The organism is Flagellimonas algicida, from assembly GCF_049629585.1.
GTDB lineage: Bacteria > Bacteroidota > Bacteroidia > Flavobacteriales > Flavobacteriaceae > Flagellimonas.
Genome location: NZ_JBMYIX010000002.1, coordinates 28,905 through 52,537, shown reverse-complemented (window position 1 = coordinate 52,537; position 23,633 = coordinate 28,905). Strand labels below are relative to the sequence as shown.

The window sequence follows — 23,633 nt, the reverse complement described above, 5'->3', positions numbered from 1 at the left end:
ACCATTACTTGGCTTTCTTTTATTCTTCTTGGGCACAGGGGTTTTTTTGCAAGTTACTTGGAATTTTCGACATAGACCCATGCCTTCAGACCGGATTCCAGAGGGAATATTTTACGATTATAAGCGCTGGTTTCATAAATATCGGCCTTCTTTAGGTCAATTTCGGAGACCTCGTATACCTTACCTTCCACTTTGTCCTCAATTTTACCAGTTTGAATTACTAGGGGGTATCTACCGTAAACGGCATTTTCCATTTTTTTGAACCCCAATAAAAAATCGGGTTGCCCATCGAGGATGCGTCCAAATACGTATTGCAGTACTTGAAGGTCTTGTAGGGTGCCATTGGTAAAAAGGTATGCCAAGGACTAGGGGATTTGTTGACTGATGACTTCGAGCTCTGTTCGGAATGCCACAAACTTATTGGGAAACAATTTTTGGGCATCGGCACGCAAACGGTCGGCATCTTCCCGGTAGTACGATTCCAAAGTCTGTTTGTCCTTTGTGGTGTACTGTATGGAGTAGGTAACCCCTCCCATGTCTTCCTCTACGAGTACTTTTACCATTTTGGCATGAGTGAACTTTCCTGTGGCCAGCATATCGGGCAGGTGCTTGTCCTGCATCCATGATAACCATTCATCATGCACACTTTCCTCTATATTGATCGTAACGTTGTATATGATCATGGCCTCTTGGTTTAAGGCCCTAATGTAGGGAAGAATTAGTTAATGGCATCACCACGGAGCATCCTAAAATTCTTTCGGGCCTGAGGAAAATAATAACTGTCCTGATAGTTGTAGATGATCTTCTCGTAATGGGCTTTGGCCTTTTCAGGTTCATTAAGGACATTTCTATATAGTTCGCCCAAAGCAAAATGGGCATCATCGGCCAAAATGCCATCGGCATAAAACTCTACAATTTTTTGATAATTGAACCGGGCGCCTTCATAATCTTTTTGGGCTTCCAAAAGCTGGGCCTGCCGGAGCAATGCCTCATCCTCAATTTTTTCACCTTTGTGGTTTTCAAGGATATCCTCCAATTCTGCAATGGCTTCCTTGTTTTTATTTTGATAGGCCAACAGGTCGGCCTTGGCATATTTTTTCAATGCGGTCTGGGTGGAGTCTTCCAAGGAATTGTCCGAGATCAATAGGCTCAACTGCATGGCATCATTGGCAATGAGCTGGGAAGTGGAGCTTCGGAGTACTTTCAATTGGGTAAGTGCCCAATCAAAATCTCCTTTGTAAAAACTGGTCTGGGCCACTTTGAAACGTGCATTTTGACCCAGAACATCATTTTTAAGGCTTTTCTGTACTTGTGTAAAATAGATAAGTGCCTGATTGAATTTTTGGTCGTACACCAAAATATCACCCAAAGCCAATTTTATATAGGCCGTGATCACACGTCCCAAGGGTAGTTCAAGGCTTTCCTTGAGCATGGTAATGGCAGGTTCCGGTCTTTCCCGTTTGAAAGTGAGAAAATTGGCGTAGGCAATCTGCAATTGTAGGGTACGACTTTGGTTTCCATACGTTGCCACCAAATCCTGAAATTTCTTTTCAACCTGATTCAAAACCTTTTCTGTTGGATCTTTCAATTCAATATCGATAAGGCTTAGCTCAGCGTTGAGTTTGTTCCCTGGATCGGCGCTATTTTCCACCACATATTGAAAAATGGAGATGGCATTGTCCAGGTCATTGTCCTCCAAGGCGATCTGCCCTAGATTTTCCAACCGGTCCACGGAAGTTTCTCCTGTACGCTTAAAAATGGCCTTTTCCTGACTGAACGCGCTGTTGTATTGTTTTTGCTGTACAAAAAGCCAGCTCAACAATTCGTTCCAAAGAACATCCGGGTTTTGCTGTGCGTTTTTGAGCAATACCTTTCGTAGCATGACATTATTGGGGTTGGAAGGATCTTCCGAGATAAAGTCGTCTATATTGCGAAGCACATTGGAACGGGAAGTCCTTCCTTCCCAGATAAGATTGAGATAGGATTGGTACATTCTTTCAATGTTGCCCTGCTCGCCATAAATCCTGGCCAATTGAAAGTCGTAGTTCAAATCCGGTTTTAGTGCCATGGCCTTGGTGTAGGCCTTAATGGCATAGTCCAATAGCGCATATTTCTGGAATCGATACCCTACACTGTATCCATAATTGGGATTTTCATCTATTTTTTGGATGGCCTGATCATAATAGGTCGTTGCCTTTTCGGCTTGGTCCTGCAAGGTATAGTTGTAGCCCAGTTCAATAAAAAAGGTGGGAAAGGCGTAGGTGTCCTTTATTTTCTGCAGGAGGAAGATTTCGGCATCCCCATAACGTTCCAATTGCTGATAGCAGGCCACCAAACCTTCGGAATAGTCGGTACGCCTCGGGTTTTTCTCCACCAATTTTTCATAGAAGACCACTGCTTTTTCAAATTCCCCGTCCGTAAAGTACTGTTTGGCCAGAAAATCCTCTTGGGAATAGGAAAAGGTCTGCACAAAAATGCTCGATATGAAAAATAAGAGAAACCTCAATAGTTGGTTTTATTGTAAATATAACGTACAAAAGTGCGGGATTCTGTTAACCGAATCCAAAATACCACATAAGCTAGGGGCTATTGAGGGTATTTGTTGAAAATCAAACCATTGGTTTGGATAAGGATTCTGGATTTTTTTAAGATTTTGGAAACAGTAACTTCATGTATTAATAATAAAACTTACGTAATATGTAAGAAAAATATTATTATATTTAAAAAACCTTAAAATTTTTTCTATATGAAAACAAGTAGCAAATTGATTGCACTATTGTTCGTAATGTCATTGGTGACATACGTTTCTGCACAGAATTTGGACAATTTTTCTTCGTCCGCAACTGAGGAGGCTTCCTTGAAAGTTGAAGCTGTTGAAGCCGTTGAGGCCTCAGGGATTTCACTGTCTTGGTGTGGAACTGGACCCTATGGTCAAGTGGATGGTTCAGTGTATGGGGGTACTGCACCCTACAGATGGTACCAAGGGGGTACTCTGTTAATGACCACGTATTCCAGTAGTGTTACTTTAAATTTTGGGTGTAATGGTGGTGTCATTACCGTAAAGGACGCCAATAATAATGAGGATGCCGATATAGTTCCACAAGGATGTGTGGACCACGGTTGCCATTAAAAAGGCTCCAAGTTAAAAAATTGGATTATTGAAACTTGCCGGGACATCACTTTGAGAAAGGTGGCCCCGGCTTTTTTGTATTATGCAATGGTGTCAAACCCACAGTAAGGAACCAAAACATCGGGAATTTTGATGCCATCCTTGGTTTGACAGTTTTCCAAGATTCCGGCCAGTACCCTTGGAAGGGCCAAGGCACTTCCGTTCAAGGTATGTGCCAATTGACTTTTCCCATTTTCATCCTTAAAACGAAGTTTTAACCTGTTGGCCTGGAACGTTTCAAAATTGGAAACGGAACTGATTTCCAGCCAGCGGTCCTGGGCTGTGGAGAACACTTCAAAATCATAGGTAAGGGCAGAAGTAAAACCCAAATCCCCACCACAGAGACGAAGGATTCGATAAGGCAATTTCAAATCGCGAAGGATATTCTTTACATGCTCCACCATTTCGTCCAAAGCAGCGTATGAGTTGTTGGGGTGCTCCATGCGAACAATCTCTACCTTGTCAAACTGGTGCAAACGGTTCAATCCACGTACATGCGCTCCGTAACTTCCAGCTTCCCTTCTAAAACAAGGGGTATACCCGGTATATTTTATGGGAAAATCGGTTTCGGCCAAAATATCGTCCCGGTGCAAATTGGTAATGGGCACTTCCGCGGTAGGGATAAGATACAAATCGTCTGCGGTGACATGATACATTTGCCCTTCCTTGTCCGGTAACTGCCCGGTTCCATAACCAGAGGCTTCGTTGACCATGAGAGGGGGTTGTACTTCCGTATATCCGGCATCAGTGTTCTTGTCCAAAAAATAAGAAATAAGGGCACGCTGTAAACGGGCTCCCTTTCCTTTGTAGACGGGGAAGCCGGCACCAGTGACCTTTACGCCGAGTTCAAAATCAATGATGTTGTATTTTTTGGCCAGTTCCCAGTGTGGCAATGCACCTTCTTCCAAGACTGGGATATCACCTTCCCTAAAAATTTCTTCGTTGTCCTCATCGGAATTTCCTGCCGGAACAGATTCGTGGGGTACATTGGGAATCTGGTACAATTGCTCTTGCAGGGCAGCGGCAGCGGCATTAAGGGCATCCCCCAATTGCTTTGACGTTTCCTTCAATCCCGCGGTTTTTTCCTTAAGGGCATTGGCTTCTTGGGCTTTCCCGGATTTAAAGAGCATGCCGATTTCCTTGGAGAGTTTGTTGGATTCGGCCAATGTGGCGTCAAGTTCTGTTTGGATGGAACGTCTTTTTTCATCCAGTTCGATAATCTTTGACAGCATGGGTTCCGCATCGATGTTTCGCTTCTGTAAAGCGGTGATGATACTTTCCTTGTTTTCCCGAATGGTGTGTAATTGAAGCATGGCCTTGTATTGAGCCGCAAATTTAATTCAATCTGAAGACGTGCCCAACAATTATTCCTGATGCGATGGACGAATCCAGTCATTGTGGGCGAAATGCTTCCAAGGAACACTGGCCAAATCCACCTTGGGGTCTATGAATTCATAATACTCCCCTTGGTTGATTTTTACCGTATTGGTCACAAAAACCTGGATATCCTCCCCCTTTTGTGCATAATCTTTCTTGAGATGCTGGGCAAATTGCCATGCAAAATCAGGATAACAGGCTACTCTTCTGCGCTGTTTTTTGGTGAGATAATCCCCGAGGTCAATAAACGTTACTTTATCTGTTTTTTTGTTTACCACTCTATAACGAATGGTCCCAGACCTACTGCGTAGCATCATCCGCCAACTGAGCCTATGGCCTTCTTCGGTCCATAAAACATCATCTTGAAAGGCATGGTGGCGCAACGGGAGGAGAAGTTGTATAAGAAAGTATCCTCCCAAGATTCCCAGAACCCATCGGTGGTTTTCGGGAAGTGTTTTGGATTGTTCAACAACCACTTTTTTGGTCTTCAGAAATACGTTTCGAATGGTTTGGGGTTCAAAAAAGAAGACTGTGAACGCCAAGGATAGATAGGGGAAAATCCCTATTTGGAACACGGCGCTGTTGAAGAGGTGGAAAAAAATGGCCAAGGCAAAGGCAATTTTACGGGTAGGTTTCCAAAGCAGGGCGGGCACAATGAGCAAATCGAAAAAAATACCGAAAAATGCCACGATTTTATGCACCCATTTTTCCTGTAAAAGTTCACCGATCAAAAAATAATCCGATTTGGATTTCATCAAGAGTTCAATGATGCTAAAATCCAGCCAATCTCCGTACAGTTTGGCCACTGAGGCATAGGTGTAGACAATGAACAACTGAAAGATAATGGTCCACCTTACCCAATTGGGCATGGTGAAGGAATGTAGTTTTGGGTTCAATTTGGCATCCAAAGAGGCATCTTTGTGGGCAGGGAGGAATGCCATAATGTAGGCCAACAACATCAGCAAGTAATAATGGTTGTTGTACGATGTTTTTTGCATCAGGTACACCCCAGTCCACATCAAGGCAAAGGCCAAAGCACTATAACGGTATTTATAACCTATGGTTATTAAGATTCCCAAAGTACCCATTAGGGCAAAATAGACGTACATGCCATTGCCGGGCAGGGGTTGTAGCCACTCAAACCCAATAAAAGTAAAGGTGAACTTGGGTTCGATCAGGGTTCTTCGGACCCAACCCGTGGCTATGGCCCCGTAACATTCCGCACTGACCAAAAGACCATAGAAAATACGAAAGACAACCAGTTGGGCATTGTCTATTTTTTTAAAAAGAAAATGGAATGTCATCTATTGGGAGATTAGGTCCAACGACACCTCTTTGTCCTTTGCCAATTGCTGTTGGAGTTCTTCTACGGAGTTGAATTTGTGCTCATCGCGAATGCGATGTAAAATGCCTACCTGTATTTTCTTGTCGTACAGATTGCCTTCAAAATCAAAAAAATTGATTTCGATACTTTTTTCGGATCCTCCTACGGTAGGATTGTAGCCAATGTTCATCATTCCAAAATGTTCTTTGCCGTCAATGGTACTCTTGACCACATACACGCCGGTTTTTGGAATGAGTTTGTAGGTTTCGGGAATGTGCAGGTTGGCGGTCGGGAACCCAAATTGTTTCCCAAGGCCCTTCCCTTTTTTTATGGTGCCCGTAAGCATATAGGCATAGCTCAGATAGCTGTTGGCGGTGGCAATATCACCCTCTTTTAGGGCATTTCGGATTTTTGTGGAGCTAACGGAAACATCGTCGATTTCTTGGGCGGGAATTTCCTCTACCTCAAAATCAAGGGTGTTGCCAAAAGCTATAAGGTCTTGGATATTGGCGTTACGGTTTCTTCCGAATCTATGGTCGTAACCTATAATGATTTTTTTGCCCTTTAAATTATTGACCAAAATATCACGGACAAACTCGGTTGCCGAAAGTCGTGAAAATTGTCTTGTAAAAGGATGGATGATGAGATAATCCAGGTCCAAATCATTTAAGATTTGGGTTTTTTCCTCAATGGTATTCAGTAGTTTTATATTGGTGTCTTTTTGGAGCACCATTCTGGGATGTGGGAAAAAAGTGAGGACTGTGGATTTTAATCCGGTATTTTTGGCACTATTTATGAGGCGTTCCAATATCTTGCGGTGACCCAGATGAACACCATCAAAAGTGCCAATGGTAATTACCGTTTGATACGTATTGTGCTTAAAAAGAGAAATATTCTGGATTGTTTCCACCTAATCAAGAAATAAAAAAGGCTTATTTTTGAAATTGACCTATGCCCAAACTATGTATGAAGGCTAAATTACACCTTGTTTTTTCAATAACCATATTTTTTGGCTCCTTTTGTGCATTTGGACAACAGGGTTATTGGAAATCGGCCCAAAAAGAATCCTACTTGAAGAGTTCTTCCATAAAGCATGTGGAAAAGGCCCGTGCGGTTTTTTCTTTGGAAGAGGACCTCTTTAAGGAGAAGCTTGTTCCTTCACGGACATCCAAAGGAAAGAGCGTTACGGTATACTTTCCCAACGGAGATGGGGAAGTGGTTCCCTTTACACTTACCGAAACACCGGTATTGCACCCTGAGTTGGCCCAAAAGTATCCCAATATCCAATCGTTCACGGGGATAAGCCAAGATGGGAAATACAAGATTAAGCTCAGTAGTTCCCACAAAGGACTCCAGAGTATGGTGGTGAACCTGAACGATCAGGAAAAGGTTTTCATGGAACCCGTATCAAATAAGCCCAATGCCTATATACTTTATAAAAAAGGGGCAGATGCTGAGGGGAAAAATAGCTTTGTCTGTGAGACCGAGAAAATCCAACAGAGCCTTACCGCAAAAACCATTGTGCCCTTGGTGGATGACCAAGTGCTCCGAAAGTATAGGATAGCTGTTTCGGTAACTGGGGAATACACAACTTATCATGGGGGCACTATTGCGGATGCCTTGGCAGCTATCAATGCCACCTTGACGCGGGTAAATGAGGTCTTTGAAACCGATTTGGGGGTTACTTTGGAGTTAGTACCCAATAATGACTTGGTGATTTATACCGATCCAGATACCGATCCATACAATGGGAACCTTAATTCACAAGTTCAGAATACCCTTACTACCAATATAGGGGAGGCCAATTATGATGTTGGACATTTATTTCACAAGGTGGGCTCTGTTTCCCAAAATAATGGGAATGCTGGTTTTGTTGGGGCCGTGTGTGTGGATAACCAAAAGGGGAGTGCTTTTTCGGCAGCCTTTGAGCCTGAAGGCGACATCTTCGACCTGGATTTTGTGTCGCATGAATTGGGACATCAATTTGGTGCCAACCATACATGGTCTTTTGAGTCGGAAGGAACCGGTGTGCAGGCCGAGCCAGCCAGCGGAACCACCATTATGGGGTATGCCGGTATTGTTGAAGGAAACAATGTAGCGCCCAATGGGGATGATTATTTTCACTATAACAGCATCCTGCAAATATCTGATTACCTGCAGTCTACCTCTTGCGCCCAAACCACGGCCATCACTAACTCTCCTCCGGTACTGTCGCCTGTAAATGACTTTATAATACCAATAGGAACAGCCTTTGTTTTGGAGGGTAGTGCAACAGACCCAGATGTGGGGGATGTCCTTACATACACTTGGGAGCAGATCAATAATGGTGTGGTAACGACCAATACTTTTGGTCCAACCAATGCCAGTGGCGCCAATTTTAGATCGCGGCCCCCTTCCATAGATCCCAAGAGATATTTTCCCCGATTGTCCGATATAGTGCAAGGAAACCTTACCCAGACCACTCCGGGAGAGGGTGATGCATGGGAAACCGTTTCTGAAATAGAGCGGACCCTGACTTTTGCCTGTACGGTGAGGGACAATGCTTCTGGTGGTGGGCAGGTAGTATCAGATGTTTTGGATGTAAAAGTGATCAAGGCAGCAGGGCCTTTTGTAGTGACTTCCCAAACTTCATCTGAAACATACAGTGGGGGAACTATTCAAGAAGTTGTCTGGGATGTGGCCAATACCAATATTTTACCTATTGATGCAAAGACTGTGGATATTTACCTTTCTTTGGATGGAGGGGCCACTTTTCCCATTATGTTGGCCGATGATACCCTGAATGATGGGTCGGAGGAAATACTTCTCCCTGGAAACGCTACGTCTACTGCCCGTATTATGGTAAAGGCCAGTGATAATATTTTCTTTGCGGTCAATGCAACGAATTTTACGATTGAGGCTTCTGAGGTGGTCTTGGAGTTCTCCGAACTGTCCTATTCCGTTTGTCAACCTGACGACATTGTCATCCCTTTTGCGTACCAAACTTTTTTGGGATTCAATGAAACTTCTACCTTCTCCGCGGATGTACCTGTGGGTTTAACGGCTGTTTTTTCACCGACCAATGCAAGCGTCAATGGTACTTCGGTGGATTTGACACTTTCCAATACGGGAAGTGTTGCCCCAGGGATTTATGATATTACGGTAACTTCTACTTCAGCCTCGGTAACCAAGGATGTGGTCTTTTCACTTAATGTTCAAGATACCGGTTTTGCTGATGTTGTGCTGGTCTCTCCTGCTGATATGGTAGTAAATGCATCTTTGGGAACCCAATTGGAATGGGAGACTGACCCTTTGTATTCCAATTATGACTTGGAAATTGCCACAGATGTTGGGTTTTCCAATGTGATTGAATCGGCCTCTGTACCATTTAATTTTTATAAGGCCACGAATCTGGAGGAACAAACCGAATATTTTTGGAGGGTACGGCCAAGTAACGATTGTGGTACGGGCACTTTTGGAACACCTTTCAGTTTTACGACCATACAGTTGAACTGTAAAAACTTTGAATCCAAAAATCTGCCCTTGGAAATTTCTAATGTGGGCACTCCAACAATAACCTCGTCCATACAGTTTTTTGAAGATTTGCCTATTTCCGATCTCAATGTAAATCTGGAACTGGACCACAGCTATTTGGAAGATTTGATGATCACTCTTATTTCCCCTCAAGGTACCCGTGTTGCATTGATATCCAGTACTTGTGGTGGGTTGAATAATATAAATGCCGTTTTTGATGATGACGGAAGTGCGATTGTTTGTGGTGGAAATCCCGCTATTTCTGGAACCGTGGCCCCTTTGGGTTCTTTGGCTTCACTGAATGGAGAATCCATTTTGGGGGAATGGGTGTTGGAGGTGAAGGACAATGCATCCAGTGATGGGGGGGCGTTGATATCATTTTCCATGGAAGTCTGTGTGGAAGGTAATTTTAGGCCGGATGATGATGAAGATGGAGTGTTTGACGATGGGGACGATCTTTGCTTGGGTACACCAAAAGGCGTTGAAGTAGATACCAATGGTTGTGCAGTCTACCGATTTACTTCTGATAATTTTGAAGTGCAAATTTTAAGCGAGACCTGCAGGGGTAATAACAACGGTTCTGTGACCATTACCCCAACGGACAATACCATAACGTATTCGGCTGTTTTGGATGGGGGAGGTTCTCCAGTTAATGTTGATTTTACCACAGGACATACGTTTTCAAATTTGAATGCTGGAACCTATTCTTTATGCATTACCGGGACCAATGGGTTGATCACATATCGTGAAGTATGCTATGACATTGTGGTCTCTGAACCTGATATCTTGGAAGTTGTTGCCGTCACAGAAGAGGGTTTTGTACAGCTTACCATGGAAGGGGCCAATCTTTATAATGTGGAACTGAACGGATTGGTGACCCAAACAATGGATTCCAACATACAATTGGAATTGAAAGAAGGGCGGAACACTCTAAAGGTTTATACGGATTTGCCTTGTCAAGGTGTTTTTGAACAGACCTATTTTAATGCGTTGCAGCCTATTTTGTCACCAAACCCAACAGCGGGAATCACGGAAGTTTATCTCAATGGATTTGTGGGTGCTGTATCGGTTAAGGTGTTCTCATCAAATGGAAGGTTGGTCAAGACCTACGTAAAAAGACTGTATGGGGAGAATCTGGAGTTGGATGTGTCGGAATTATCCAAGGGAGCCTATTATCTTCAAGTTGAAGCGGAAGGAATCAAGGATACATTTAAATTGATTAAAAAATGAAACAATCTTTAGTCAGTCTCATCCTTTTACTGTTGTTTGCCTCTTGCGGAGGGAATGATGATGGACCTGTGGTTCCTGAAGCGGCGGAGTTGGTGTTCCCTGGGGAAAACTCGGAATGTACCACAGGGGTAAGTATCAATGAAGAATTGAGTCAAGTTACATTTGAGTGGAGATCTTCGGCGAATACCAATAGTTACACTTTGACGGTGGTCAATTTGGAAACCAACGTTCCACAAACCTTATCAACCGCAGCCACATCGGTCAGTCTGTCCATAGCCAAAGGAACTCCTTTTGCATGGTCGGTCACCTCAACCAACAGTAGGTCCGATCAGGTTGTAACAAGTGATACATGGTTGTTTTACAATGCAGGTGCCCAAACCACTTATGCGCCTTTTCCTGCGCAGGCCGTATCTCCCATTTCGGGTTCCACGGTATTAAAGGATATAGCCAATGAGGTGACTCTGGAATGGTCGGGAGCTGATGTGGATAGTGATATAGCCTCTTTTGAAGTGTTTTTTTCAGATGTGAACCCACCGGCGTCATCTGTGGGAACCACGGAAGCCGATGTTATGGAATTGGCCGTAAGTGTCACTTCAGGAGAAACGTATTATTGGAAAGTCTTGACTACAGATGATGAAGGGAATATTTCAGATTCCGGGGTGTTTGAATTTAAAGTGCATTAAATTCAAGAACCGTTGAACTGGTTCATGGTGTTCTTTGTGCCGGCAAAAATAAAAGATAGAACAAGGTCCGCTGCTTTTTGTAAGCGTTCAGGTAGAGCCTGGTTTTCTTCGCTGTTCCATTTCCCGAGAACGTAATCCACCTGCTTTCCCTTACTGAATTCCGCCCCGACTCCAAATCTAAAACGGTTGTATTGGGAGGTCTGGAGGGTATTCTGTATATCCTTTAATCCGTTGTGGCCCCCATCGCTTCCTTTGGTCTTCAGACGGATGCTGCCAAAGGGAAGATTAATATCGTCCGTGATCACAAGCACATTGTCCAAGGGGATTTTTTCCTTGTCCATCCAATATTTAACGGCTTTTCCACTTAAGTTCATGTATGTGGAAGGTTTTAAGCACAAAACACTTTTTCCTTTGTGCCTAAATGTGGCTACAGCACCAAGTTTGGCATCTTCATAGGTAAAGCTTTCCCGTTCTGCCAAAAAATCCAATATTTTAAACCCGATGTTGTGTCGGGTCTCTTCATATTCCGACCCTATATTTCCCAGGCCGACTATAAGGAATTTTTTCATGGAATCTGTTTCTTGTAGTAAAGGTTTGGCAGTAGTGAAAAATGCTTTGATGAATTTGAGCATCCGTTTAAACGATATTTGTCCAAAAATACAAAAGCATCCCATTAGTTGCTTGATCGCGAATGGGATGCTTTGTGTTTTATGGGTATAACGGGCTATTCCGTAGCTTCTGCTTCTGGGGCATCGCCACCTTCAGCAGCACCTTCAGCGCCTTCCTCTTCTTCATCATCTTCTTCATCCGCAACAGAAGTTCTGGAAGCTTTCACCTGTACCACCGCAGTACTATCTGGGTGTAGAATGGTAAAATCATCGCTCAATAGGGTTTCTACGGCAATGGTACCACCGATTCTAAGCTTGGAAATATCCACAGTGATAAAATCAGGCAATAATTCTGGCAAAGCCTTGATGGATAGTTTTCTCTTTCTGAACAACAAACGACCACCGTTTCGTACCCCTGGGGAGTTTCCTTCCAAACGTACAGGGATGTTCATGGTCACAGGTTTGTCATTGAACAATTGATAGAAATCGATGTGCAAAATTTTGTCGGTTACAGGGTGAAACTGGATGTCCTGTAGTACCGCATCAAATTTTTGGCCATCCTCCAACTCAATCACAGCAGTGTGAGCGTTGGGGGTGTACACTAAATCTCTGAATGAGATCTCTTCTGCTGAAAAATGCAATGGCTTTTCCCCTCCGTACAGCACGCAAGGGACCTTTCCAGCATTACGTAGGGCCTTGGTAGATACCTTGCCCACGCTTTCTCTTTGGGATCCTTTGATAGTAATTGACTTCATTGTAATATATTAAATTGATTTACATTAAAAATTTTGAAGATATGGAAGTGTTGTGGTGTACTCTATGCATCACATCCGCAAAGAGGTTGGCACAACTCAATACCTTTATTTTTTTCTGGTTATGATCAATGGGAATTGAATCTGTAATGATCAGTTCCGTCAGCTTTGAGTTTTCTATTCTTTCATAGGCATTACCGGACAGCAATCCGTGTGTGGTCACTGCACGGACGCTCAAGGCGCCGCGTTCCATCATTAAATCAGCTGCTTTGGTAAGTGTACCTGCGGTATCCACCATGTCGTCCACCAAAACCACATTCTTGCCCTCTACATCCCCAATGAGTTCCATATGTGAAATCACATTGGCCTTGGCCCGTTGCTTGTAGCAGATGACCACATCGCACTCCAATGCCTTGGAATAGGCATAGGCTCTTTTGGAACCACCCATATCCGGGGAGGCAATGCAAAGATTATCCAAATTGAGGCTCCTTAAATAGGGGAGGAACAAGGTAGAAGCGAACAAATGATCCACAGGCTTTTCAAAAAAGCCTTGGATTTGGTCCGCGTGCAAGTCCATGGTTATGATTCTTGTGGCTCCCGCGGTTTCCAGCATCTTGGCTACAAGTTTTGCAGCAATCGGTACGCGTGGTTTGTCCTTTCGGTCCTGTCTGGCCCACCCAAAATAGGGCATCACGGCGGTAATGTGTCTTGCAGAGGCTCTTTTGGCAGCATCGAGCATCAACAACATTTCCATTAAATTTTCGGAACTTGGGTTGGTGGAACCAATGATAAAGATGCGTGCCCCACGAATGGATTCCTCGAATGAAGGCTGAAATTCCCCATCACTATATCTGGAAAACTGTATCTTTCCCAATTCTGCACCATATGAAGCGGCTATTTTTTTGCCGAGTTCAATACTTTGGGTACATGCAAAAATTTTGGGTTCAGGAACTTGATAGGCCATTGCAAACTCTTGTTGTCTAGCTTTTTAACGATGCTTTCTGGTAAAGAGGTGCAAATTTAAAAATTAATTCGGGTTGCTAAAGGATAAATACAAGTATTTTTTGGTGTTGAATAAAAATATTTGTTTAGCTTTGCATTCCATTTTGAAAAAAACACCATAAATGCCTTGGTGGCGGAACTGGTAGACGCGCTGGATTCAAAATCCAGTGTCTTCGGACGTGTGGGTTCGATTCCCACCCAAGGTACAAGAGTCCCTGTAAACATTGAGTTTGCAGGGATTTTTTTATGCTGTACCACAAAGTTTTGTCTTTCTTGTTGAGGATTACCCCATGAAGCCTTAAATTTCAATACTAAAACCAAATGCCAAATGCTAAAATCCTTAAGTGTCATCTTTCTTTTTTTGGTGGTAGGTGAGTTTGTCACCTATCTTTTTAAGATTCCCATAGCCGGAAACATCATAGGGATGGTGTTGATCTTCCTGGCCTTGAAATTCAAAATGATCCCATTGGAAATGGTGAAGCCGGCCTCAGACAAACTGCTGAAATATCTGGTCCTCTTTTTTGTGCCCTATGGTGTAGGACTCATGGTTCATTTTGAGACCATAAAGGAACATTGGCTCCCCATTGGGTTGGCTGTTTTGGGAAGCACCATACTAACACTTTACCTAACGGCATTCCTTCAGGAAAAACTCGAGAAAAAATGAAAGCCTTTATTGCCTTGCCCGTGGTTTGGGTATTTTTGACCTTGGCCGTGTTTTTTATGGCCCAACGCCTACACAAAAGATTGGGATGGGCCGTGACCACCCCAATTCTGGTGACTATTTTGGTGCTTATCCTGTTCCTGTCCCTATTTGATATTGACTTTGAAACCTATGACAATGGCGGAAAATTTCTCAGTTTCTTTTTGGGACCTTCAGTGGTGGCCCTTGGGGTTTTGTTTTATGAAAAATTGGATGAGATCAAATCCAATCTGATGCCTTTTTGCATTGCGGTCTTTGTTGGGGGAGTGAGCAGTATACTGAGCTTGATTTTTATTCTGATGGCCTTTAAGGCACCTGATGTATTGATGCGGTCTTTAGCCCCAAAATCGGTCACCACACCCATTGCCATAGAAATTGCGAAGTCGGTCGGTGGGGTTCCATCCATCACGGCGGGGATTGTGATTGCAGTTGGTATTTTTGGTAATGCCTTTGGAATCAATATCCTTAAGTTTTTGGGCATCACCAGTAAAACAGCCATTGGGACCGCCTTGGGTACGGCATCCCATGGCATAGGTACGGCAAGAGCCTTGGAGGAAAGTAAACTGGCTGGAGTGTATAGTGGTTTGGCACTTTGTGTCAACGGGCTCGTGACCGCTGTTGTAACTCCTTTGGTTATAGATTGGATTCTTGTGTAGACATGGTTCTTCAAATTATCTATTAGAGAAATCAGAATTGTTTCAGGAGCGTAATTTTACTAATAAACTGGCGAGATCGCTGCACTGGGTCAAAGACATCCACCTGCGTATCGTTGAACACGAGATAAATAAAGGATAAAGGCATGTATTCCCAACTGAACCTTACATTCCAACGTCCTTGCTCATCAAAACTGTTATATTGGTAAAAGGTGGATAGCTGTACCCTTGGATTCAAGGCCAATCGTAGACTTCCGGTATACAGGTCGGTATCCAAATCCTCTTGAAGAATTCCCAAGCCATTAATGTTGTTATGTTCGTAATCTGCCGTAAACGATATATGAGGAAGTGGAGCGTAACGTAATCCAGCAATGGTTGTATTTCGGGTGCCGTTGTAAAAATCCCCAAAATCGTATCTAATGGAACCAGAAAGCTTTTTGGATTGATCAGAATTATATCGAAGTGTATATCGGGTGTAGTTATAATTCCCTTCATCAATTTGTACACCCAATGGGGCAAAATCAAAATTGATGTTCTGCCAAGTCGGTGTAAATGAGGCTTCAACAAAACTATTGTCCTTAAACCAAGTATAAATAGGAAAAATATAAAGGTTGGCCTGCTGAAAATTCCCAAAATCCTCAAAATCATGGAAATAGTTAAAGAATACTCCCGGGTCCCAACGGCGAACCATAGGAAGCCATTTTGGTCTTACAATGGCATATCCTCCTGGACTGTGCGTCACAACATCCTTCTGGAAAACAAATCCCATCCCTGGAGTATAGTCGGAACTGACTATGTCGGAAATATAACCTATATAGTAGGCATTGGTCCTTGACGTTGCGGATATTCTTCCCGCAAAACCGGTATCCCCAGTCTCACTGTCCAATGATGTGGATAACAAGTAAGTCAATGTAATATCCGGTTTTGGACGAATCAATCCATCGATTGAAATTGTAGTATTGTTTTCACTATTTAAATCCAAATCACCCAAGGAATCATCCAAACGATAGGTGACCATGGCCCCAATATTGTTTTCCTTACCATAGTTTTTGGTGTAGCGAGCCACTCCAAAGGTGCTTCCCGGGCTATCATCGGTTTCCCTTTGGCGTACAGCCAAAGCCGCAAGGGTTCTATTGCCATCCCGATCAGTGTAGCGGGCCCCACCATCCAGAGGTGCGGGTGTGGCATTAAACGCATTGGAAAGCCCAATGGTACGGCTAAAGAATGGCCGTACCCGAACATTGCTTGCGCCTGCCCAAATCCCCGAGTTTTCCAAAAAGAACTGTCGCCGTTCTGGAAAAAAAATGTTGAATCGCTCCAGATTGTTTACGGCCCTGTCCACATCGGCTTGGGCAAAATCGGTGTTGATGGTCAAATCCAAAACTGCATTGGGGTTAATGGCCCATTTGACATCGCCCCCAATTTTTGGGTCACTCAATTTATCTGTCAGCACATTTCCAGTTTTATTTTCATCGTATTGATAAAGCGTATAAGGTTCCACACGAATGTTGGCCGATGGCGGAGGCACTTCCAATCCAGTAAGCTTGGCGGCATAGACCATTCGATTTTCTGAAAAGGATTGTGGAATGGTCGGAAAGACCGTTTTTTCAAAGTCTTTTCTTGCCAAACGATACAATGTGATTCCCCAGGACACAGGAACCCCCTCCCTTGGTTTGTCATACCGAATGGATTTGAACGGAATGGCGAATTCTGCATAATATCCGTCATCCATTCTTTGGGTACGCACCCGCCATAAGGCATTCCAGTCCTCGTCACTGTTATTGTCGTTGAAACTCTGTAAATCCAACTGGTTGCCATGGGGTGTAGTCTGGAATGAAACCGCGTACTGTTTGGTGTTCTGTGCATCGATTTGGATACCGAACACATCATTTTCACCATTGTCAAAATCACGTCTCAAATCTTGCATGCGTACCCCTTTTTTGCCCAAAGAATCCGCTGCAAAAACCCCGAAATAGAGATTTTTGTCATCATACAGCACGCGGACCGTAGTAGGATTCTTTATTGGGCCGCCTTGGACAGGTTCAACACGAAAGAAATCGGTTATAGGTTCTGCTCGGTTCCAATCGGCTTCAAGTAAAGAACCATCAATAATTATTTTTCCTGTAGCTTTTGTGGCAGATACAATAATGGGATTTTCTGGGGGAGGGAAATTCTGGATGGGTTCTTGCGTGTAGGAAGTCGTTGCCAACAACATGGAAAGCAACAGGGGGCCTCTTATTTGGATTGAAAGGATTTTTGGTTTCATGTGGGTTGGAAAAAATTGTTGTTGATCAAAATTTATTCTCTACCTCGGCCGCTTGTAGCATGAGGTAGTGTAGCTCTGTATTTTTGATAAAGGGTTTTAGCAGATGACTGCCGGGACCGTATAAGGCCAGTTCTACATAATCTGAAGAGTGGTTCATGCTGATCCAGCCAACCGAGTTATGTTGTTTTTGGATTTCTGCCAGCGCCTTGAAAGGAAGGTTTTTGGGATTGTACAGTCCTTCTTCGGGTTGTAAGGTTTTGTAATAAGACAATAGAGTCTTTGCCTCTACTTCGGTCAATGAAAAACCATTGGCGTAGGCCACACGATCTGTTACATTTTTAATCGACGTTTCTTTACCAATACCATTCAGGATCCATTCATTGGTATGGGTATAATGTTGGATGGAATCGAAGTTGTCATTAGCAGTATTGCCATAGATTACCCCGGGATTGGCATTTCCGTGGTCGGTAGTGATGATCACGAGGGTTTCCTGGTCCCTTTCCGCAAAATCCATGGCCACTTTTACGGCTTCATCAAAGGCCACTTGATCATAGATAAGTCCGGCAATGTCGTTTCCATGGGCAGCCCAATCCACCTTTCCTCCTTCCACTTGAAGGACAAATCCTTGCGTATGGTTCTTTAGGGTTTCAATCGCTTTTTGGGTCATTTCGGCCAAACTGGGTGTATTTTCCAAAAGTTCTTTATTGCTCTCCCTGTCCTTGGCATAGGGAAGGCCATTGTCCGCAAAAACACCTAAAAGGGGCTTGTGGTTTGGAGCAGATAACATTTCCTTTCGGTTCTGTGCCACATGGAATCCCTTTTTTTGGAACGCTTTGTACATATTCTTCTGATCTTTACGCTTATCAGGAGAAAAGTAATTGTTGCCACCCCCCATCATTAGGTCGAATCCTAGGGTCAAATATTTTTCGGCGATGGATTCTTGATCGTTTCTGGATTTTTGGGCAATACAAAAGCCCGCCGGTGTGGCATGGGTAATGGGCACGGTGGTTACACAGCCTGCTTTTTTACCGGCCAATTTGAATTTTTGCCATATGGGCAGGTGAGGTTCCCCATTGATTCCTATGTTAAGGCTTCCGTTCTTTACTCTTGCCCCACCTCCCCATGATGAACTGGCTGCGGCGGAATCGGTAACAATGGAACTTGCCGAGGCCATATCCATCAAGGCGCGCGACACCTTGTTTTCCCTGTACAACCCCAGCCAATTGCTTCCTGCTCCCGTTTTTCGGGAAAGATAAAGATCGGCCATGTTCAAGGTTCCCGAACTCATACCATCGCTGACCAGTAGGATGATGTTCTTGGCCGTACTATTCTTCCAAGTACCCTTAAAGTGGGATGCCCTGAGCGAATCAAAGGGTGTAAGCAGCGTGGCGCCCATGGCAGATAGAGTACTGTTCCTAAAAAACTTTCTTCGGTTCATTTTTGTTGGGTTTATAGTGTTTGTTTCATTGCATGAGTTGGGCCTTGCAGTCCGTGATGATGTAGTTGAAGTGCTCCACATCGTCAGGATTTAGTTTCAGCGTGCCGGTTACGCTCACCACGGCATCCGTATTGAAGGACTGTGGAGAATCAAATTGAAGTTCAATGGCGGTCTCGGGCCCTGCAGCCCCACAGAAAAAGCAGGTGGCCATAGGGTTTTTAGATAAAATATAGGCGTTTTCACTAGGGGAAATATTGATAAAATACCCAACAATGGAGACTTCTTGGCCATCCAAGGAAAGGACATGGTCTGAAAATGTAGGCGCCAAAAATTCAGCCCCAAAAGAAGGGATATACTTTATGGAAAAAGTAACCTCGGCCAAGTCGTCCCAGTCTATTTGCTTTTGTGCTTGTAGGGTGACTGAAAAGACCAATGATACCATTGCGATATAAATTTTATTTTTCATGACTCAGAATTTTGGATATGTTCATTTTGATGATGGGGAATATGGCAAGGCCTATGGCCAATGATACCATGAGCAGCGCCAATCCCCCGGTTTGTGCTATTTCTTTATAATTCAGCAAGAGAGGTACACTTTGTTTGTATTGGTCCATGATCATTTCAAAAATGAATCGTACCCCTATTTGGGACAGCAATATGCCCACGATAAAAGCAATGCCCACGATCAAGAGCCCTTCATAGGCCACCATTTTTACCAACTGCCGAACATTGGCCCCGTAGGTGCGCATCAAGGCTAGGTCAAAAGCGCGGTCCCGCACCATTCTGTACAAGCTTATAAATATGGTGATACAGGAAATGATGAGGATGATATAGGCAATCCATGTCACCGTTTTTACACCCACTCCAGTAAACTGGTACAAGCGCTCCAGTTCGTATTTTGGCAGGGCTGCTTGCATGGTGGTATTTGAATTGATGTTTCTGGGAAGTGTCAAAAAGCCCATGGGACTCCTGAACGTCACCAACAAAGAGGTAATCTCTTTTTCATGGTTATCATTGGGAGCACCTTCATGGTGGTGTACATCCCAAATGGTGTTAAGGTCGGTCACGATCAACCGATCCAATATTTTATGGGTGGGTTTGTAGATGCCCACAACGGTCAGGGGTTCTTCATGGTCGTGGTCATTTTTTTCTGCCAATCCATGTGAACTAAGGAATGTATCCCCAATGTTTAGGTCCAGTCTTTCGGCCATAGCGGCTCCCAAGACAACTTCCATGGGTTTTTCCATGGTTCTTCCCTGTTCTAGGGTTGCTTGGTACAGTATGGAAAAATTATTGGTGGTTCCCACGATTCGATACCCTTTATAATTGTCCCCATAGGAAATGGGCACGGCCATTTTTACCAAAGGATTTTTGGATAGCTTTTGGGCCTCTTCAAAGGAAATGTTCCCTGTGGGATTATCTATGTGCAATACTGAGGAAAGTACCAACTGTAGGGGACTCCCTTTGGCACCAACCACCATATCTATGTTTCCAAGGTTGTTTTCCAATTGCTGTTTGAACGATGTTTCCATTTGTTGGATGGCCAGAAGAAGGGCAATGCTTACAGACAGAATGAGAATGCTCAAAAAGGTGTATAAAGGCTTGTGCCGAAAATTCCGTATGCTGATGCTCCAAACGTTCATAGTGTCAAGGAATTTTGGAACAGGGGTTGTATCCTCCCGTCGTGTGTGATTACGATAAGATTGGCATTATTGATTGTTGCCTGGTCTATAAGTAGCTGCATTACAGCCTCACAGTTGTCATCATCAAGGCTTGAAGTGGGTTCGTCTGCCAAGATCAATTGTGGGCGGTGAATGACCGACATGGCAATACCCAGCCGTTGTAATTGTCCCTCGCTCAGTTCCCGTACTTTCTTGGATCGGCAGTCAATGATGTCCAATTGTTCCAATAGGTCCGAGATGATGGTGTTTGAAATGGCCTTGTTGGCGAAGAAGAGCCTGGTCTGCAAATTTTCAAATACGTTCAAGGATTGAATGGCATGGTTTTTTTGGAATACCAGACCAATGTTCTGTCCCCTGAAGCGATCCATTTTCCTGTTTGAAAGGGAATGGATGGAAATCCCTTCAATCTCAACCTTGCCCTCCAAGGGGGTAAGCAATCCGGCCAATACGTGCAAAAAAGTAGTTTTGCCAATACCGGATTTCCCTAAAATGAGCAGGTCTTCACTTGGCCCCAATGAGATATCGGGAAAGTTGAAAACCATGTCCCTTTCATCGTATTGAAATGTGAGTCCACTTGTTTTTATCATATGGTTCAATTAATGATGATTAGGTATGGGCCATCGGTCCTGTTGCTCCAATAACCCATTTTTCCAAAATTTGACCTCCATATCCGTTAGGAGACATTTATTCAGTGCCGTGACTATTTTTTCCTTTTCCAGATACTGGCCAATAAAGACCAACTCCACCTTGCGATCACCAAAAACGGGGTCCCATGCCGATTCTATCGAGTTTTGGTTGGCCACAAAGGAAGCATGGCCAATTCGGTCACCAAAAGGCATGGAAGCCCACCATACGCCAGCGGCATCCACTTTGCAGGAACCCCCGGCAGAGCTCCATACCAGGGCTTGGTCTGGGCGTGAGGCCAACCAGAACAAGCCTTTGCTGCGAATGATGTTTTGGGGAAAATGCTCGTTCACAAAACTCAAAAAACGTTCTGCGTGAAAAGGTTTTTTGCTGTTGAAGACCATGGAACCAATACCATATTCATCGGTTTCTGGAACATGTTCGTTGGTCAGCTCCTTGATCCATCCAGCCGATTCGGAAGCCTTTTCGTAATCGAATAAGCCGGTATGGATGATTTCATCCAGTGGAACCTTGCTATTTGTTGTGGGAAGGATTCGGGCCCCAGGATTCAATTTTTGAAGAATGGCATATAGGGTTTTGAGCTCATCTTCGGTAACTAGATCCACTTTGTTCAGGATGATGACATTGGCAAACTCCACTTGGTCGGTAAGCAAGTTCACAATGGTTCGGTCATCCCCTTCAATATTGGTCAATTCCCGTGACGTCAAGTAATCGGAGCTTGAAAAGTCCTTTAAAAAGTTAAAGGCATCCACTACGGTGACCATGGTGTCCACATAACTGAACTTGCTTAGGTCTATGGCGCCATCCGCACTTTCAAAGGTAAAGGTCTGGGCCACTGGAATAGGTTCACTTATGCCCGTGCTCTCAATCAACAGGTAATCAAACTTGCTTTGGGAGGCCAATCGTTCTACTTCCACCATCAAGTCCTCCCGAAGGGTACAACAGATGCACCCATTGCTCATCTCCACCAATTTTTCATCGGTTCGGGAGAGCGTGTTCCCATTTTCCACCAATTGGGCGTCTATGTTCACCTCGCTCATATCATTCACGATTACGGCAACCTTGAGGTTTTCTTTATTGTGCAAGATGTGGTTGAGTAGGGTGGTCTTGCCGGCTCCCAAGAAACCACTGAGTACAGTTACGGGTAATTTTCTCATTTTTTATTGGTCGCTTAAAATTCCTTTTTGCCTAGGGGCACTTTGCATTGCAAAACCAAGGCCCAATAGCACCAATGCCATCAACAATAAGATGGACATGGCCTGTATGCCCCCGTTTTGCTGCAAGGGTTGGTATTGGAACTGGGGCAGGGCGTCATGGTCATTTGTTGTGAATAAAGTGTTATTGAACAGAAATGGCATAAAATGCGCCCTCCATAATTCGGCAAATTGGACCACTTGTTTTCGATAGGCCTCATAATCCTGGGTTGAGGTTCCTGCCAAGCTGTTCAAGGATTCCTGTGCGATGATGGCTGGGGAAATCCATTGCATTTTTCTGGTCCAATCCTGTTGTTTTGATAGTTGTTCCTCATAACTGCCAACAATGGGCGCCAATGCTTCCTTAACCAATTTTTGCGAAGCCATATAGCCATGCCAGAAAGAACGCGACTGTGTGGAATCATTAATGGCATATTCAGGGTGGTCCCGGAGGTAGTTGTCCAAGATCTTATCCTGTTGCTTGGTAGCTTCGGCCTTCTGCAACCGCATTTCATTGATCATCAAAGTCCGGGGAGGCATAGGGTAGAGCGTATTTCCCAATTGGTTCAAGACGGAAGGGACCAACAGCACAAAGACCACCCATAATCCCAAAAGGGAAACGGCATTCTTGGCAGAACTGTTGGATAAAAGATTCACCAAAAAAGCCAAGGCAAACCAAAACAACATATAACAAAGGGTTAGCCCCAAGAGACTGAATACAGCATTCCAATGCAATGGGTCGATTCCCATGATGAAGAAAACCAACAATAGGGAAACAGTAACCAATAAAGACAACCAGAAAAAGCGCAGAATGAGTTTGTGGAATACCCATTTCTGTATGGATATGGGTTGGGAGGCCAACAAGCGCAGGGAACCACTTTCTTTTTCAGAGGAAAGGATGTTGTATGTAAAGGCAATGATCAACAAGGGGAGTAGATAAACAATGACAAAGGCCAAATCGAAACTTCCAAAAAGGAGTTGGACAGGGCTGGTCATTTCGGTGAAATTCAATGAGAAATCATCGCCGGAAGCCGTTGGTTTTACGTAATGTGTGAACAGGTCGGCCTGCCCTGTGGATGCAAATGCCATAGGTTGGGGGTCCATGGCGGCAACCCTTGGATAGTAATTGGCCACGGCCATTGGACTACTGGGGATGGTCCACGGCGATACGCTCACATCCAGACCGCGTTCCACGGAATCCAATAGTTTCAACATGGCCTGATCAGATGCACTGACTTCTTTTCGGGCTGCTGCAATGTCATCCCTTCTCTTTTCCACTTTTCCCATTCCATTGAAAATGGAGAAACCAAATAGCAACAGTAACAATAGGCTCAATAATTGAATCCAGCGACTTCTGAGTAAGAGCCGTAATTCGTATATAAAATTGTATCGTAACAT

21 protein-coding genes and 1 tRNA gene are annotated in these 23,633 nt (G+C 44.0%); 6 read left to right on the top strand and 16 right to left on the bottom strand.

The genetic code is table 11. The features are described from left to right. Positions 1-53: 53 nt before the first annotated feature. The 3 genes from ACPD8L_RS08990 to ACPD8L_RS08980 are packed head-to-tail and all read right to left on the bottom strand — an operon-like array spanning position 54 to position 2,506. Positions 54-362 carry a gamma-glutamylcyclotransferase family protein gene (locus tag ACPD8L_RS08990; RefSeq protein ID WP_423943034.1) on the bottom strand — a complete coding sequence of 103 codons (309 nt, stop codon included), beginning with the start codon at positions 360-362 and terminating at the stop codon, positions 54-56. Positions 363-365: 3 nt separating this feature from the next. Then, positions 366-683, bottom strand: a complete 318-nt coding sequence (locus ACPD8L_RS08985; RefSeq protein ID WP_116216995.1) for a DUF4286 family protein — start codon at positions 681-683, stop codon at positions 366-368. Positions 684-718: 35 nt separating this feature from the next. Continuing rightward, entirely contained in the window at positions 719-2,506 is a 1,788-nt protein-coding gene (locus tag ACPD8L_RS08980) for a tetratricopeptide repeat protein (RefSeq protein WP_423943032.1), read from the bottom strand. 240 nt (positions 2,507-2,746) lie between these two features. Here ACPD8L_RS08980 and ACPD8L_RS08975 point away from each other — a divergent pair, with 240 nt between their 5' ends. Beyond that, the gene (locus tag ACPD8L_RS08975; protein ID WP_116216996.1) at positions 2,747-3,130 is read left to right on the top strand and encodes a hypothetical protein; all 384 of its coding nucleotides are present in this window, start codon (positions 2,747-2,749) and stop codon (positions 3,128-3,130) included. A gap of 80 nt (positions 3,131-3,210) precedes the next feature. Here the strand turns inward: ACPD8L_RS08975 and serS are convergent, their stop codons facing one another. Genes serS through ACPD8L_RS08960 form a run of 3 tightly spaced genes read right to left on the bottom strand, consistent with a single transcriptional unit; the run spans position 3,211 to position 6,780 of the window. Next, entirely contained in the window at positions 3,211-4,482 is a 1,272-nt protein-coding gene (gene serS, locus ACPD8L_RS08970; protein WP_423943030.1) for a serine--tRNA ligase, read from the bottom strand. A gap of 51 nt (positions 4,483-4,533) precedes the next feature. Further along, positions 4,534-5,850, bottom strand: a complete 1,317-nt coding sequence (locus ACPD8L_RS08965) for an HTTM domain-containing protein (protein WP_293303404.1) — start codon at positions 5,848-5,850, stop codon at positions 4,534-4,536. After that, the gene (locus ACPD8L_RS08960; protein WP_116216999.1) at positions 5,851-6,780 is read right to left on the bottom strand and encodes a bifunctional riboflavin kinase/FAD synthetase; all 930 of its coding nucleotides are present in this window, start codon (positions 6,778-6,780) and stop codon (positions 5,851-5,853) included. It abuts the gene before it with no gap. A 56-nt stretch (positions 6,781-6,836) separates the two neighbouring features. On the opposite strand from ACPD8L_RS08960, the gene ACPD8L_RS08955 reads away from it, so the two are divergent. Next, complete coding sequence (locus tag ACPD8L_RS08955) at positions 6,837-10,613, top strand: reprolysin-like metallopeptidase (RefSeq protein ID WP_423943028.1); 3,777 nt, start codon at positions 6,837-6,839, stop codon at positions 10,611-10,613. After that, positions 10,610-11,296 (top strand): hypothetical protein, encoded by a 687-nt coding sequence (locus ACPD8L_RS08950; RefSeq protein ID WP_293303402.1) that lies wholly within the window; start codon positions 10,610-10,612, stop codon positions 11,294-11,296. Before ACPD8L_RS08955 ends, ACPD8L_RS08950 begins: the two co-directional genes overlap by 4 nt. Before the next feature lie 2 nt (positions 11,297-11,298). Here the strand turns inward: ACPD8L_RS08950 and pth are convergent, their stop codons facing one another. The 3 genes from pth to ACPD8L_RS08935 form a co-directional block, all read right to left on the bottom strand. Beyond that, entirely contained in the window at positions 11,299-11,928 is a 630-nt protein-coding gene (pth, locus tag ACPD8L_RS08945) for an aminoacyl-tRNA hydrolase (RefSeq protein ID WP_293303401.1), read from the bottom strand. Positions 11,929-12,020: 92 nt separating this feature from the next. Next, positions 12,021-12,659 carry a 50S ribosomal protein L25/general stress protein Ctc gene (locus ACPD8L_RS08940; protein WP_293303400.1) on the bottom strand — a complete coding sequence of 213 codons (639 nt, stop codon included), beginning with the start codon at positions 12,657-12,659 and terminating at the stop codon, positions 12,021-12,023. Positions 12,660-12,678: 19 nt separating this feature from the next. Further along, positions 12,679-13,620, bottom strand: a complete 942-nt coding sequence (locus tag ACPD8L_RS08935) for a ribose-phosphate pyrophosphokinase (RefSeq protein WP_293303399.1) — start codon at positions 13,618-13,620, stop codon at positions 12,679-12,681. 162 nt (positions 13,621-13,782) lie between these two features. On the opposite strand from ACPD8L_RS08935, the gene ACPD8L_RS08930 reads away from it, so the two are divergent. The 3 genes from ACPD8L_RS08930 (at position 13,783) to ACPD8L_RS08920 (ending at position 15,014) form a co-directional block, all read left to right on the top strand. Continuing rightward, positions 13,783-13,864: transfer RNA gene (locus tag ACPD8L_RS08930), tRNA-Leu, on the top strand. 122 nt (positions 13,865-13,986) lie between these two features. Beyond that, entirely contained in the window at positions 13,987-14,322 is a 336-nt protein-coding gene (locus tag ACPD8L_RS08925) for a CidA/LrgA family protein (RefSeq protein WP_423943025.1), read from the top strand. Next, positions 14,319-15,014: an LrgB family protein gene (locus ACPD8L_RS08920; protein WP_423943023.1), complete on the top strand. Its 696-nt coding sequence runs from the start codon at positions 14,319-14,321 to the stop codon at positions 15,012-15,014. The genes ACPD8L_RS08925 and ACPD8L_RS08920 overlap by 4 nt, the downstream gene beginning before the upstream one ends. 31 nt (positions 15,015-15,045) lie before the next feature. On the opposite strand, the gene ACPD8L_RS08915 is transcribed toward ACPD8L_RS08920, so the two are convergent. Genes ACPD8L_RS08915 through ACPD8L_RS08885 form a run of 7 tightly spaced genes read right to left on the bottom strand, consistent with a single transcriptional unit; the run spans position 15,046 to position 23,633 of the window. Next, positions 15,046-17,277 carry a carbohydrate binding family 9 domain-containing protein gene (locus tag ACPD8L_RS08915; protein ID WP_423943021.1) on the bottom strand — a complete coding sequence of 744 codons (2,232 nt, stop codon included), beginning with the start codon at positions 17,275-17,277 and terminating at the stop codon, positions 15,046-15,048. A 25-nt stretch (positions 17,278-17,302) separates the two neighbouring features. Next, the gene (locus ACPD8L_RS08910; protein ID WP_423943020.1) at positions 17,303-18,715 is read right to left on the bottom strand and encodes an alkaline phosphatase; all 1,413 of its coding nucleotides are present in this window, start codon (positions 18,713-18,715) and stop codon (positions 17,303-17,305) included. A 25-nt stretch (positions 18,716-18,740) separates the two neighbouring features. After that, positions 18,741-19,181 carry a hypothetical protein gene (locus tag ACPD8L_RS08905; RefSeq protein ID WP_293303394.1) on the bottom strand — a complete coding sequence of 147 codons (441 nt, stop codon included), beginning with the start codon at positions 19,179-19,181 and terminating at the stop codon, positions 18,741-18,743. Beyond that, positions 19,171-20,358, bottom strand: a complete 1,188-nt coding sequence (locus tag ACPD8L_RS08900; RefSeq protein ID WP_423943019.1) for an ABC transporter permease — start codon at positions 20,356-20,358, stop codon at positions 19,171-19,173. Before ACPD8L_RS08900 ends, ACPD8L_RS08905 begins: the two co-directional genes overlap by 11 nt. Next, positions 20,355-20,984: an ABC transporter ATP-binding protein gene (locus ACPD8L_RS08895; RefSeq protein ID WP_423943018.1), complete on the bottom strand. Its 630-nt coding sequence runs from the start codon at positions 20,982-20,984 to the stop codon at positions 20,355-20,357. The genes ACPD8L_RS08900 and ACPD8L_RS08895 overlap by 4 nt, the downstream gene beginning before the upstream one ends. A gap of 9 nt (positions 20,985-20,993) precedes the next feature. Then, on the bottom strand, positions 20,994-22,199 hold the full coding sequence (locus tag ACPD8L_RS08890; protein ID WP_293303391.1) for a GTP-binding protein: 1,206 nt from the start codon (positions 22,197-22,199) through the stop codon (positions 20,994-20,996). A gap of 3 nt (positions 22,200-22,202) precedes the next feature. Beyond that, positions 22,203-23,633 (bottom strand): DUF3526 domain-containing protein, encoded by a 1,431-nt coding sequence (locus ACPD8L_RS08885; RefSeq protein WP_423943017.1) that lies wholly within the window; start codon positions 23,631-23,633, stop codon positions 22,203-22,205.